The sequence below is a fragment of the Actinospineispora spinosispora DSM 44797 genome, from assembly GCF_000429025.1.
Taxonomy (GTDB): domain Bacteria; phylum Actinomycetota; class Actinomycetes; order Mycobacteriales; family Pseudonocardiaceae; genus Pseudonocardia; species Pseudonocardia spinosispora.
The window spans coordinates 552,751-565,451 of sequence record NZ_KE386833.1; the positions used below are offsets into that span (position 1 = coordinate 552,751).

General features: G+C 68.8%; 8 protein-coding genes. 6 read left to right on the plus strand and 2 right to left on the minus strand.

What is annotated here, in order from left to right; all coding sequences use genetic code 11:
- The first annotated feature begins 525 nt into the window (after positions 1-525).
- The 3 genes from G406_RS0126205 to G406_RS0126215 are packed head-to-tail and all read left to right on the plus strand — an operon-like array spanning position 526 to position 4,801.
- Positions 526-1,611 carry a P-loop NTPase family protein gene (locus G406_RS0126205; protein ID WP_028936046.1) on the plus strand — a complete coding sequence of 362 codons (1,086 nt, stop codon included), beginning with the start codon at positions 526-528 and terminating at the stop codon, positions 1,609-1,611.
- Positions 1,611-2,714 (plus strand): hypothetical protein, encoded by a 1,104-nt coding sequence (locus G406_RS57915; RefSeq protein WP_169736788.1) that lies wholly within the window; start codon positions 1,611-1,613, stop codon positions 2,712-2,714. The genes G406_RS0126205 and G406_RS57915 overlap by 1 nt, the downstream gene beginning before the upstream one ends.
- A complete protein-coding gene (locus G406_RS0126215; protein ID WP_028936048.1) occupies positions 2,711-4,801 on the plus strand; it encodes an ABC transporter ATP-binding protein in 2,091 nt (696 codons plus the stop codon). Before G406_RS57915 ends, G406_RS0126215 begins: the two co-directional genes overlap by 4 nt.
- Here G406_RS0126215 and G406_RS0126220 read toward each other — a convergent pair.
- Positions 4,785-6,020, minus strand: a complete 1,236-nt coding sequence (locus G406_RS0126220) for an LLM class flavin-dependent oxidoreductase (protein ID WP_084216390.1) — start codon at positions 6,018-6,020, stop codon at positions 4,785-4,787. The genes G406_RS0126215 and G406_RS0126220 overlap by 17 nt on opposite strands.
- A gap of 276 nt (positions 6,021-6,296) precedes the next feature.
- Between G406_RS0126220 and G406_RS0126225 the strand changes: the two genes are divergently transcribed.
- Positions 6,297-7,700 carry an MFS transporter gene (locus tag G406_RS0126225; RefSeq protein WP_245607221.1) on the plus strand — a complete coding sequence of 468 codons (1,404 nt, stop codon included), beginning with the start codon at positions 6,297-6,299 and terminating at the stop codon, positions 7,698-7,700.
- 754 nt (positions 7,701-8,454) lie between these two features.
- On the opposite strand, the gene G406_RS50060 is transcribed toward G406_RS0126225, so the two are convergent.
- Positions 8,455-10,029 (minus strand): helix-turn-helix domain-containing protein, encoded by a 1,575-nt coding sequence (locus tag G406_RS50060; RefSeq protein WP_051342708.1) that lies wholly within the window; start codon positions 10,027-10,029, stop codon positions 8,455-8,457.
- Between the two features lie 137 nt (positions 10,030-10,166).
- Between G406_RS50060 and speB the strand changes: the two genes are divergently transcribed.
- Complete coding sequence (gene speB / locus G406_RS0126235) at positions 10,167-11,117, plus strand: agmatinase (protein WP_028936052.1); 951 nt, start codon at positions 10,167-10,169, stop codon at positions 11,115-11,117.
- Positions 11,114-12,697, plus strand: a complete 1,584-nt coding sequence (locus tag G406_RS0126240) for a thiamine pyrophosphate-binding protein (protein WP_028936053.1) — start codon at positions 11,114-11,116, stop codon at positions 12,695-12,697. The genes speB and G406_RS0126240 overlap by 4 nt, the downstream gene beginning before the upstream one ends.
- The last annotated feature ends 4 nt before the right edge of the window (positions 12,698-12,701 follow it).

Sequence of the window (12,701 nt, forward strand, 5' to 3'; positions counted from 1 at the left end):
CTCATGTGTGCACCTCGCTTCTCTCGCCCGCGTCCACTCTTTACTCGAACCGCAGTGACCACTTGGGCCTCTCACGTCACACCGAGTACGCAGAGCGTAGATCGACACCTCCACTAGAGTCAGAAGGTTCACCACACAGCGTGATGTCGCGCTGAGAGTTGCGCACATTAGGTGACAGTATGTTTAGACTTCGGTAACAGTGAGACGCTCACTGTGGGATTTTTGTGATATAGGGCACCGAGATACGACGATCATGCTGCGCGGGGGGCCGTCCACCAGCTGATCGAATCGCGCCGTGACCTGGGTGAAGTAGGTTCACTACACCCCGCCCCGCATCCGAGAAGACGTGACGTCGTTGAATAAGGGGAGCAGGCGGCATTGCGTAGCCTGATCTTGAGTCGGCCATGGACGGTCCACGAAGTCCGTCCGGGGGCGCCTCGGGAGTGGCGGCCCAGGAGCAATGTTGCGGCCGGTACACGCATGCCAGCCACACGGTCGGGTGCGTCATGGTGTTGGGAGCGGTGAATGCAAAGGCTGTCGGCGGCCAAGTGGGGTTACGTCACACGGCGGGTAGGTGAACCCTCGGAGCTGCAGCTCGGGGGCGCCGTCCGGCCGCCCCGCCTCGGTGACTTCGTGGTCGCCACCGTGGCGCACATCGGTGCGCACGAACACCTGGAGAACCCGCACGGCCGCCGTATGCGGATGTACCCGGGCGACGTCGTGGTCGGTGCCTGGGGCAACCGCTACGCGACCGACTTCTACGAGGGCTACCTGCCCGGTCCCGGCGACGCGGTCCACCTGCTCACCTCCGGCGGCCTGATCGGCACCGTGGCGTCCGCGCACACGAGCAAGGACGCGCCGACCGAGCTGGAGGTGCTCGGTCCGCTGACCGACGCCGAGGGCAACCCGCTCAACACCGACGACGTGGCCGTCGCGCCGAGCGAGCCCGGCCGGCCCGAGCTGGGCACGATCGTCGTGCTGGGCTCGGCGATGAACGCGGGGAAGACCACGACCACCTCGGCCATCGTCCGCGGCCTCGCCAAGGCGGGCCTGCGGGTCGGCGCCGGCAAGGTGACCGGCTCGGGCAGCGGCAAGGACCACTGGGCCTACGTGGACGCAGGGGCCGCCTCGGTTGCCGACTTCCTCGACTTCGGCATGCCCTCCACGTTCGGGTACCCGTCGGAGCGCCTGGTCAGCGGCATGTTCGCGATCCGGGACCGGCTCGTTGAGGCCGGCTCCGACGTGGTCGTCCTGGAGATCGCCGACGGCGTGCTGCAGGACGAGACGCGGGAGCTGGCCGCGAAGCTGCCGGGCTTCGCCGACCAGGTGGTGCTCGCGGTCGGGGATGCGCTCGGCGCGATCGCCGGCATCGAGGTGCTCGACGAGCTCGGTGTCTCGGTCCGGGCCGTCAGCGGCCTGGTGACCGCGAGCCCGCTGGCGACCCGCGAGGCCGCCGCCGCGACGGAGCTCCCGGTGCTGACTCCGGCCGAGCTGGTCGGGGGAGCGGCCGTCGACCTGTTGGCCGGCGGGGCGGGTCGGACCGAGGAGTCCGAGGGATCCGAGGAAGCCTCGGACGACGATCTGGTGAATCTGGGTGGTACCTCGGCATGATGACTGCCTCGGCATACCTGCCGGACAGCCGACCGGGGCCGGGTCGACTCGCCCAGGTCCCCCTTGATGTGCTCTCACTCGGACCGGCCGAGATCGTGCTCCCCGAGGCGACGGTGCGCGACGAGCGCGGCGTCGCGCTGCTCGACGGCGACCTCTCGTTCGGGCCCGCCTCCGGTGGCGGACCGGTCGGCGGACCCGAGCACGACCGCGTCGCGCGGGCCTTCGGCCTGGTGAACGTCGCCTTCCACACCCAGCGAGCGCTGCGCCGGATGTCGAGCCTGCTCGGACACCCGCTTCCGCACCTGCTGGTTCGGATCGGAATGCACGAGAGCCCGCGCCGCTGGGGCGGCGGGCACTACCGGGTGGCGGCGAGGTCCTATGATCCGCCGGAGCCCGGCCCGGTGCGGCCGACCGGCGAGGTGCACCTCGGCGGTGGCAGCGGGTTCCTGCTGACCCCCGGCGGCGAGCCGTACTTCGCGGCCCCCTCGCACAACCTGGCGATCATCTACCACGAGATCGGCCACCACGTGTGCCGCCACACGGCCGACTTCCGGCTGAACGGCCTGCGCCCCGCCGGTCAGCAGACCAACAAGAAGATCGCGCTGGACGAGGGCACGTGCGACGTGCTGACCGCGATCATGCTGGACAAGCCAGACATCTACGGCTGGCACCGCAACACCGTCCCGGCATGGGACCGGCGTCGTCGCGCGCTCGACCCGCGCTGGACGATGGCGAGCTTCCAGGGCGGTCGCACCGACCCGCACGGCGACGGCACCGTATGGGCCTCTGCCTGCTGGACGGCCAGGGAACACGTCGCGGCCGAAGGCCACGACCGCGATCGGTTCGACCGGATGCTGCTGCGCGGCCTGGAGCTGTCCTCCTCGGCCGCGTCCGGTGTCCGGTTCGGCACCCCGGAGGCCGAGCAGCTGCTGAAGAAGCGCCGCCACGTGGCGGGGCTGCTCGCCTGGATGGTGGAGGCCGACCCCGAGCTGACCGATCCGGTGCTGGCCGGGATGGCGGCTCACGGAATCCGGCTCGGCGCGTCCAACGTGGAACTGAGGGAGTCCGCTCAGGCCGACCAGCTGGTTGCGGTGGGCGAATGAAGGGTGGGGCCAAGCAGTCGGTTCCCGGTGATCTCGCGGGTCCCGACCTCGGCTTGCTCAAGCAGCTGTGGCGGTTCCGCGCCTACGGCAGGCGGGAACTGCGCCCGCTGCTGTTCGGCGTCGCCATGCGATTCGGTGAGACGCTGTCGGATCTGGCCGCACCATGGCCGCTGGCGTTGGTGGTCAACTACCTGATCAACGACCAGCGGCCGGGTGGTTTGCTGGGGCAGATCACCCAGATCTTCGGCCCGTCCAAGATCGGCATGCTCGCGGTCGCGGGCATCGCGGTGCTGCTGATCACCGCGTTCTCCGGGGTGTTCGACTACCTCGGCGACCGCATCATGAACAGCGCCGGTGAGCGCATCACCTCGGCGATCCGCTCCGACATGTTCGCCCATCTCCAACGACTGCCGATGGGCTACCACGACCAGCAGGCCGTCGGAGAGCTCACCAGCCGGGTCGCCACGGACACCGGCCGTATCGAGACCGGTCTCGTCGATGTCTTCTCGGTACTGATCCCGGGCATCCTGTCGCTGTCCGGCTTCGCCATCACGATTCTCGTCATGGACTGGCGGCTGGGTCTGATCGCGCTGGGGGCGGCACCGCTGGTGTTCTTCACCGCCGCGCGCTACACGCGGCTGACCCGCTGGTCCGCGCGCAGGCGACGCGCGGCGGAAGGCCGGCTGTCCGGCTTCGTGGCCGAGTCGCTGCACGGCATCCGGACCATCCACGCGTTCGGCAGGCAGGACCTGCACGACCGTCGGTTCGGCAACGACAACGACACGGTGCTCGCCACCGGCCTTCGCGCGGTGGAACTGCGGGCCAGGTTCACCCCACTGCTGGAGCTGATCAGCGCGGTCGGCACCGCGTTGCTGCTGCTCATGGGCGGCTACGGCGTGCTGAAGAACTGGTGGTCGGTCACCGTCCTGATCGTGGTGGCGAACTACCTCAAGGACATGCTGAAGCCGTTGAAGGCACTGTCCAAGCTGGCACTCACCTTCACCACCGGAGCAGCGTCCGCCGAGCGGGTCGCGGCGATCTTCGACCAGCACCAGCCGTCCATCGAATCCGGGCGGCAGCTGCCGGACCGGGTGGCCGGCGAGATTCATCTGAGTGACGTGACGCTGGACTACGGACGCGGCCCGGTGCTCGACGGTCTCGAACTGCTGATCCAGCCCGGTGAGCGGATCGCGCTGCTCGGCCACAACGGCGCGGGCAAGTCGACGATCCTCTCCTTGATCACCGGGCTGTACCCGCCGACCAGCGGGGCGGTGCTGCTCGACGGCATCCCGCTGGGTAAGCAGCCGGTGTGGTGGAGGCATCGACAGATCGCGGTCGTGCTGCAGGACACCTTCCTGTTCTCCGGGTCGATCGCCGACAACATTCGCTACGGCAGGCCGGACGCCACCGACGAGGAGGTCCAGGCGGTCGCCGAAGCCGCGTTGGTGACCGAGTTCAGCGACAAGCTGGACACCGGCCTGAACACGACACTCGACGACGGCGGTGTCGGCCTGTCCGGCGGTCAGCGCCAGCGCGTCGGCATCGCCAGGGCGCTGCTGACCGACGCCCCGGTCGTGCTGCTCGACGAGCCGACCACCGGTCTTGACGTGAACGCCGAAGAGGTCGTCGTACAGGCATTGCGTGAGCTGGTGACGAACCGGACGGTCATCATGACGACGCACCGCCCCGCGATGACCAGGCTGGCCACCCGAGTGGTGCACCTGAAGCGCGGCAGGGTGACCGATGATCCGGTCGATCCGGCCCTGTTCCGGCAGCGCCAGCCGATGCATCGTCCCGGGCCCCGGCCGATGCTTCCCCCGCCACCGATGCCACCGAACGGAATGGCACCGAACGGGATGCGGCCCGGCGGCATGCCACCACCCGGGATGGTCCCGAACGGCATGCCGAGTGCCCGGCCCCGGGGCCCTCAGCCCAGGGGTGGGGTCGCGGAGCAGCCGAGGCCGCCGGCCACGCCCGAGCAGACGGACCAGGGACGCCACCGTCTCGACCTGGAGTCGCGGCCCGACGCACCCACGCTGGAGCAGGAGCTGGACCGCGACTCCACGCGGTTCATCGCTGGGTCGTAGCGTCCTGCTGCTCGGCTTCCTTCTGTTCCGCGTGGTACTTGTCGGACCAGGCCTGGATCGCGGCGCCGTTCTTGGCGTCCAGCTCGCCGTGCCGGCTACGCGCCCACTGCTCAGCGGCGAGTAGCCGGCGCTGCGACGGCTGGAACGCCGGCATGACGTGGCGGGCGAACAGCTCGTAGTGCCGTTGGGTCGCCTCCCAGTTGGCCCAGTCGTGCTGCATCATCATGTAGCAGCCGAAGCCGCCGTTCGACTGCTCGACGAGCCGCTCGATCTGGGTGATCGCCTCGTCCGGGGTGCCGATGACACCGAGGCCCGTCTCGTTGATCCAGGCGACCCGCTCCTCGAAGGTGTCGCCCTCGGCGCGGAACGTGGGCAGCGCGAGCGTCCGCTGCGTGTAGTCGCAGAACTGGTCGAAGCCGTAGCGGACGTCCTCGATGGCCTGCTTCTTGGTCTCGGCGATGTGCATCGGCCCGACCAGACGCCAGCGGGACCGGTCGGTCGCCTGGCCGTGCTTGGCTGCCTCCGCCTCGACGACGTTCCAGTGGTGCGCGAGTACGTCGAAGCCCTCCCGGGTGGTGGCGCCGAGCGAGAGCAGGCCGAGCCCGTGCATGCCGGCCAGGATCGGCCCCGCGGGGGAGACCGTGGCCGCCACCGCGATCTCGAAGCACGGATCGGAGTAGGGAGCGAGCTGCGTGCGTGCGTCGACGAGGCGGTACCGGTCGTTCTCGTGACTGACCCGCTCGTCCGAGAGCAGGAGCCGCAGCAGCACGTCGAGGTCCTCACCGAGCGCCGGCCGCAGCTGGGCCGGTTCCAGCCCGATCATCTCCGCGTCGGTCGGCAGCGAACCGGGGCCGACACCGAGCATGAGCCGCCCGCGCAGCAGATGATCGACCAGGATCGCGCGGTCCGCGATCCACAGCGGGTTGTGATACGGCAGCGACACGACGCCGGTGCCCAGCTTGATGTTCTTGGTGACCGCTCCGGCATGCGCGATGAACGTCAGCGGATCGGCGATGATCTCGGTGCCGGCGGAATGGTGCTCGCCGACCCACGCCTCGTCGTAGCCGAGGCGGTCCATGAGCTGCAACGTCTCGATGTTGCGCTGCAGCGACGTCGTCACGTTCTGGGTGGGCGGGCTGTTGAAAGGCGGCATGAAGATGCCGAACCGCAGCTTGTTCACGAACGCTCCCGTGTCCTCGTCGACAGTGGCCCCGATCATCCCGCGATGCCGCTGCCCGCGCGCGTTGTGCACATCGGATTTCCCGCCGGTCGGCGCCACCGCTTGACAGGAAAATCCCGGACATCCACGCTACGTGCCGGTAGTGATCGCGCGGGGTGGAGCGCAATCGTCCCGGGTGCGCCCGGAGCTACCCCAGGCGAGCGATGGAGGACGCCAATGTCGGCTGATCCGAACGCATCCTCAGGCGCGATACGCAGCCTGATCCCGGCCAGGATCGACAGGCTCCCGTGGTCCCCATTCCATACCCGCCTGGTCATGGCACTGGGTGTGGCGTGGATTCTGGATGGGCTCGAGATCACGGTCGCCAGCAGCGTCGCTGATGTTCTGACCAAGCCGGAGACGTTGAACATGTCCTCGGTCGCGGTCGGCGCCACGGCTTCGGTGTACCTCGTGGGCGAGGTCGCCGGAGCCTTGTTCTTCGGCAGGCTGTCCGATCGACTCGGCCGTCGGAATCTGTTCATTCTGACCCTGGCGGTCTACCTGATCGGTAGTGGCCTGACCGCGCTGACACTGGGTTCAGGAGGTTTTTCGATCGCTTGGCTGTATCTGACGCGATTCATCGCCGGCGCTGGTATCGGTGGTGAGTACGCCGCGATCAACTCGGCAATCGATGAGTTGATTCCATCGAAGTACCGTGGACGTGTCGACATCGCGGTGAACGGGACGTACTGGTTCGGTGCGATCCTCGGGACGCTCGGCACCTACGTTCTGCTGAATCACGTTGAGCTCAGCCTGGCGTGGCGCATCGGGTTCCTGCTGGGGCCGGTGCTCGGACTGGTGATCATCTTCGTGCGTCGCAATCTCCCGGAGAGCCCTCGCTGGCAGGTGATGAACGGTCAGGTGAAGGAGGCTGAGGCCTCAATCCAGTTCATCGAGGACGAGGTGCGCAAGTCCAAAAGGGAGCTCCCGCCGGTCGACCCGAGCAAGGAGATGGAGCTGACGCCGGCCGATGACATCGGCTATCTGGCACTCACCAAGGTGCTGTTCCGGGACTACCCGACGAGGGCGATCTACGGTGCCACGCTGATGATCACGCAATCATTTTTGTACAACTCGATCTTCTTCACCTACCTGCTGGTGCTCGGGAAGTTCTATGGCGTGCCGACCGCGGACGGACCGCTGTATTTGATTGCCTTCTGCGTCGGAAACTTCCTCGGTCCGCTGCTCCTCGGTCCGCTCTTCGACACGATCGGCCGCAAGCAGATGATCTCCGGCACGTACATCTTCTCCGGGGCGCTCCTGGCGGTGAGCGCGATCCTGTTCAATGCTGGCGCGCTGTCGGCGGTGACTCAGACCATCGCCTGGTGCGTGATCTTCTTCTTCGCGTCGGCGGGTGCGAGCGCGGGCTACCTGACAGTGAGTGAAATCTTCCCGCTGGAGGTGCGGGCTAAGGCCATTGCTGTCTTCTTCGCAATCGCCCAGTGTTTCGGTGCACTCGGTCCGGTGGTCTTCGGAGCGCTCATCGGAGATGGCTCCGATCCGTTCGACCTTTTCCTCGGTTACTTGCTCGCCGCACTGATCATGGTCATCGGTGGGGTGGTGACGATCGTCTTCGGAGTCGCGGCGGAAGGAAAGTCGCTGGAGGACATCGCAGCGCCGCTCGCGGCCCGCAGACCGGGAACGACGCGTGCCGAGGGCTCAGCGGCGCCGACCGTGTGAGGTGGACGCCCGGGTGGCGCCGCAGCAGGCTGACGGTCGTTCGTCCCGACATTGCCCAGGGCCAGAGTGCGCTTCGGTCAGTCCGCGAAGTGCACTCTGGTCCGGCGACGTGGAATTCGGGGCTTGGAGCCAGGTCAGGGGTGGTACTGCTGTGCGCCTCCCAAGTGGTGCCAGATCCACTTTCCGTTCACTTGCTCTTGAAATCCCCAGGTAATGATTGTGGGTACGAAAGCTCCTGGGTCTTTGGTCGACTTGGAACCTGGCGCAGTGACCACATTTCCGTAAGTCCAGTCTCGGCTGGTGTACGCCTCAGCTGGTGGAGGACCGCTCGGCGCGTAGCCATCGACATATATGTACAAGGCCGCGCGAACGGGTCTGTTGCAGGGGTTTGTGAGTATCGAGACCGAATAGTGGTAATTCATTGCGCTACCAGTCGGCCCCTGAGAGGAGGCGCCGACGGTGCAGTCCTGGGCGGATGCGTATCCGGTAGCGAGGAGTGGAGCTAGTAGTACCGTCAGAACGAGTGCCCAAAGCCTACGGGAAGAGAACATTTTCAGGGTGGTCGATCTAGCGCGAGTGAGGGACCTAGGTGGCATTTGTTTCGTCTCTCGTCGATGGTTCTCAGTGACTGGCCCAGAGATTTTCACACGCACTCGAGTTTCCCGTGGCGTTTTGGCGGAAGTCTGGCAGCCCAGTGGCACAGCCTTATGCCTCGCGGACCTGATGCGAAGGGGCCCAGAGGGCCGTCTCATTCTTACCGGGTGGGTGCGACCCGGGTCAGGTCGCGGACTGTCAGGGCAAGCCATAGCTCGTGACGGTCCTGGGCAGAGGACATCCGGCGGCCGGTGAGGGTCTCGACGGCGTCGAGGCGGTTGCGGACCGTGTGACGGTGGATCCGTAACGCCTCGGCGGTCGCCTCCCAGTGGCCGTTGTGTTCGAGGAACGTGGTGAGCGCCCGGGTCAGCTCGGCGGCCTTGGGCGCGGCGTCCAGGTGGCCGAGCACCGCGTCGCAGTACGCGTCCAGCTGCTCGGTGGCGACCTGGGACAACAGCAGCCGGCTGCTCGCCATCTCCTCGGCGCACAGGTGACGTCCGCTGACCCTGCTCGCGGGCAGCGCGGACCTGGCCTGGCGCAGTGACACGGCCAGCGCACCGGGGCGCACCCCGATACCGATCCCGGCGGGTCGGTCGCGCGCCAAGGTCCTCAGCGCGGCGGGCAGGTCGACGGAGACAGGTGCGGCGAGTTCGACCAGGTCGTCGCCGTCGTCCGACCGTTCGACCCGCAGCAACGCACCGGGGATCGCGGTGGCCAGATCGGCCGCCAGCTCTTCGGCCAGGGGTACGGCGATGACCGCGGCCCGCAGGTCGGCGTCGGTGAGGCCGACCGAGGTCAACCAGCGCGCCGCCACGAGGTCGTCCACCGTCGCCCTGGCCAGCCTGCCCAGTACCTGCGCCCGGCCTCGACGTTCGGTTCCGCCGACGCCGATCTGGCGTTCCAGCTCGAGCGACAGCAGCGACACCAGGTCGCCGGTGACCAAGTTCGACCCGGGACTGTCGACCGGGCCGTCCAACAGCAACAGACCGCGCAGGCGGTGGGCCCCGAGCGGATGCACCTCGCGGCGCCGGTCCGGCGTGACGTCGACCGCCGCGCCGAGGAGACCCTGCTGACGCACCGCGTCCACCAGGTCGGCGAGTCCTCGGACGAGCGGCTCGTTGTCGGCGCCGGATTCGGCCAGGACGCGGCCCAGCACGTCGAGGACGACGCCGGTTCTGCCGGTGGTGTCCCGATGCGCCGACAGGATGCCGGCCAGGCCGCCCGGCTGTACCGCGGCGGCGGTGAGCGCGCGCTGGGTCTGCAACGCCCATTCCAACCTGCGCCGCTCCTGCCGGGCCCGATGAGCGAACACCGCCTTGGTCACCGCGATGAACGGGATCCCGTCCGGCACCGTCAGCAACGGCAGTCCCGCGGTCTCGGCGGCGTGGACCAACGCCTCGGGGGCCCGCTGGTAGCGCAGGTCGGCGCCCAGACCCAGCCCGAGTGCCCGGACGTCGGCCGCGCACAGGTCCGCGACGTACGCGGCGCAGCCCTCGGCGTCCTCGGGCAGCAACAGACCGATGGTGAGCAGCAGCTCGCCGCCTTGGAGCCAGGAACCGGGCCTGATCAGCTCGGACACCGCGGCCGCCGTGATCGGGCGGTCGAGCGAACGGGCCGCCGCGGCGACGCCGAGCCCGAGGGACGGATCCGCGGCCAGCTGGGCAACGGTCAGCTGGGCATCGGTGGGTAAAGCCACGGCGAGCCACGACCTCCCGGAGTCGGCGAACGACGTCATGTCGAAAACATGGCCGAGAATTTCGACACAGCGGCACTTCCTTCAGCCCCACGGTAGCTGGACCCTTGCTCTCACCGGGACAGCAGTGAGGAGACCTCGTGTCGGACGCAGTACAGGACAGCCAGGGCGCCGGTCGCGTGCCACCGGTCGGGCCGGTGGACGGGACGAAGATTCCGCGCTACGTCGGTCCGGACACCTTCGCCCGCCTGCCTCGCGTCGACCAGGTGAGCCAGGTCGACGTCGCGGTGCTGGGCATGCCGTTCGACTCGGGTGTGTCCTACCGGCCAGGCGCCCGGTTCGGGCCCGCGCACGTGCGGGCGTCGTCGAAGCTGCTCCGTCCGTACAACCCCGGTCTCGGGGTGTCTCCGTTCGCCACCCAGCAGGTGGCCGATGCCGGTGACCTGGCGATCAACCCGTTCGACATCGAGGATGCGATCCGCACGATCGAACGAGCGGCCGACGACCTGCGCGGCAGCGGCGCCAAACCGATGTCGATCGGCGGCGACCACACGATCGCGCTGCCGATGCTGCGGTCGATGCACCGGGCGCACGGTCCGGTCGCGGTGCTGCACTTCGATGCGCACCTTGACACCTGGGACACCTACTTCGGCGCCCCCTACACACACGGCACCCCTTTCCGGCGCGCGAGTGAGGAAGGACTGCTCGACCCGGAGCGGTGCCTGCACGTCGGCATCCGAGGACCGCTCTATTCAGAGCAGGACCTCACCGACGACAAGGTGCTCGGCTTCCAGATCCTCCGCTCGGACGACTACCAGACCGACGGGCTGGCCTCGGTCGTGGAACGCATGCGCGCGCGCCTCGGTGACGGACCGGTCTACGTCTCGGTCGACATCGACGTACTCGACCCCGCGCACGCACCGGGCACCGGAACACCCGAAGCCGGCGGGTTGACCAGCAGGGAGCTCCTGCACAGCCTGCGTGCGCTGGCCGGTCTGAACATCGTCGGCGCGGACATCGTCGAGGTCGCGCCCGCCTACGACCACGCCGAGATCACCGGCATCGCCGCCGCGCACGTCGCGTACGAGCTGCTGTCTGTCCTGGCCCTGCCTTCGGGTACCGCCCGGTGACCGGCCACCGCAACGGTGGGGCCGCCGTGGTCGAGACGTTGGTGGCGCACGGTGTGGACACGATCTTCGGCATCCCGGGCACCCACAACCTGGAGCTGTACCGGCCGTTGACCGGCGCCGGAATCCGCGCGATCACGCCGAGACACGAACAGGGCGCGGGCTACGCGGCCGAGGCGTACGCGCGGGTCACCGGAACGCCCGGTGTCGTGATCACCACGAGCGGACCCGGCCTGACGAACGTCATGACCGCCGCGGCGACCGCCTATGCCGAGTCACAGCCGATGCTGATCGTCTCGCCGGGAGCACCGACCGGCACGGTGGGCCGCGACCTCGGGCAGCTCCACGAGACCAAGAACTCGTCGGGCGCGATGGACGACCTGGTGCGCTGGAGCCGTCGCGTCGCGGACCCGGACGAGGCGGCGGAGGCGATCACCGCCGCGTACGAGTCCTTCGAGGGCGGCCGACCGCGCCCGGTGCACGTCGAGGTCCCCGTCGACGTGTTGGACCAGCCGTGGACCGGCGCCGCCCGCCGCGCGGCGGTTCGCGTCGCGCCGGTCCCCGATCGGGCGGCCGTACGCAGGGCGGCCGAGCTGCTGGCCGAGGCCGGCCGGGCGCTCCTCGTCGTGGGTGGAGGCGCGGTCGACGCGGTGAACGAGGTGCGGACGCTCGCCGAGGCGATCGGCGCACCGGTGGCCAGCACGCTCAACGGCAAGGGCGTCCTGGACGAGAGCCACCCCCTGGCGGTGGGCGCGTCGGTACGGTGCCGGGCGCTGCAGCGGGACGCGGCGACGAGCGACGTCGTGCTGGTCGTCGGTAGTGAGCTGGGGGACTCGGACCTGTGGGAGGGTCGGATCACCGGTGCCTCGGTGATCCGGTTGGACATCGAGCGGGGTCAGCTCCACAAGAACTGTCCCGCCGACGTGCCCCTGCTCGCCGACGCCGCCCAGGGCCTGCGCGCGGTGATCGACGCTCTGCCCGCGCACGCGCCGACCGGGTCCGGGTTCGAGCGCGCCGCCGAGCTGCGCGCCGCATGTCTGAAGGAGACCCGAGGCGACGGTGGTGACCACGAGGAGATCAACCGGGCGCTCCGGGTCGGGCTCCCCGCCGACGGGATACTCGCCGGCGACAGCTCGCAGGTGACCTACCTGGGTTCGGCGCACTTCTTCGATCTGCCGGCGCCGCGCCGGTTCTGCTACATGCCCGGGTTCGCGACCCTCGGTTACGGCCTTCCGGCGGCCATCGGCGCATCGGTCGCCCATCCCGGTCGGCCGGTCGCGGCGCTCGTCGGGGACGGTGCGCTGATGTTCTCCGTGCAGGAGCTCGCCACCGCGGTCGAGCTGCGGCTCCCGATCCCGATCGTGGTCGCCGACAACGGCGGCTACCGGGAGATCCGCCACCAGCAGGCGGCCCGGTCGATCGCACCGATCGGCGTGGACCTGTACACGCCGGACCTCGTCCCACTCGCCAAGGCGTTCGGCACCCACGCTGTGCGGGTGGACGAACCCGGCGACATCACCGCACACCTGGCGCAAGCGCTGGACGCCGATCGCCCGACCCTGATCCACCTGCGCACCCACTGACCGT

Bases quoted from the DNA above. Each gene is read 5' to 3' on its own strand.
- G406_RS0126225 (WP_245607221.1), top strand. From the start codon at position 6,297: ATGGCACTGGGTGTGGCGTGGATTCTGGATGGGCTCGAGATCACGGTC.
- G406_RS50060 (WP_051342708.1), bottom strand. From the start codon at position 10,029: ATGACGTCGTTCGCCGACTCCGGGAGGTCGTGGCTCGCCGTGGCTTTA.
- G406_RS0126205 (WP_028936046.1), top strand. From the start codon at position 526: ATGCAAAGGCTGTCGGCGGCCAAGTGGGGTTACGTCACACGGCGGGTA.
- G406_RS0126215 (WP_028936048.1), top strand. From the start codon at position 2,711: ATGAAGGGTGGGGCCAAGCAGTCGGTTCCCGGTGATCTCGCGGGTCCC.
- G406_RS0126220 (WP_084216390.1), bottom strand. From the start codon at position 6,020: ATGATCGGGGCCACTGTCGACGAGGACACGGGAGCGTTCGTGAACAAG.
- G406_RS57915 (WP_169736788.1), top strand. From the start codon at position 1,611: ATGACTGCCTCGGCATACCTGCCGGACAGCCGACCGGGGCCGGGTCGA.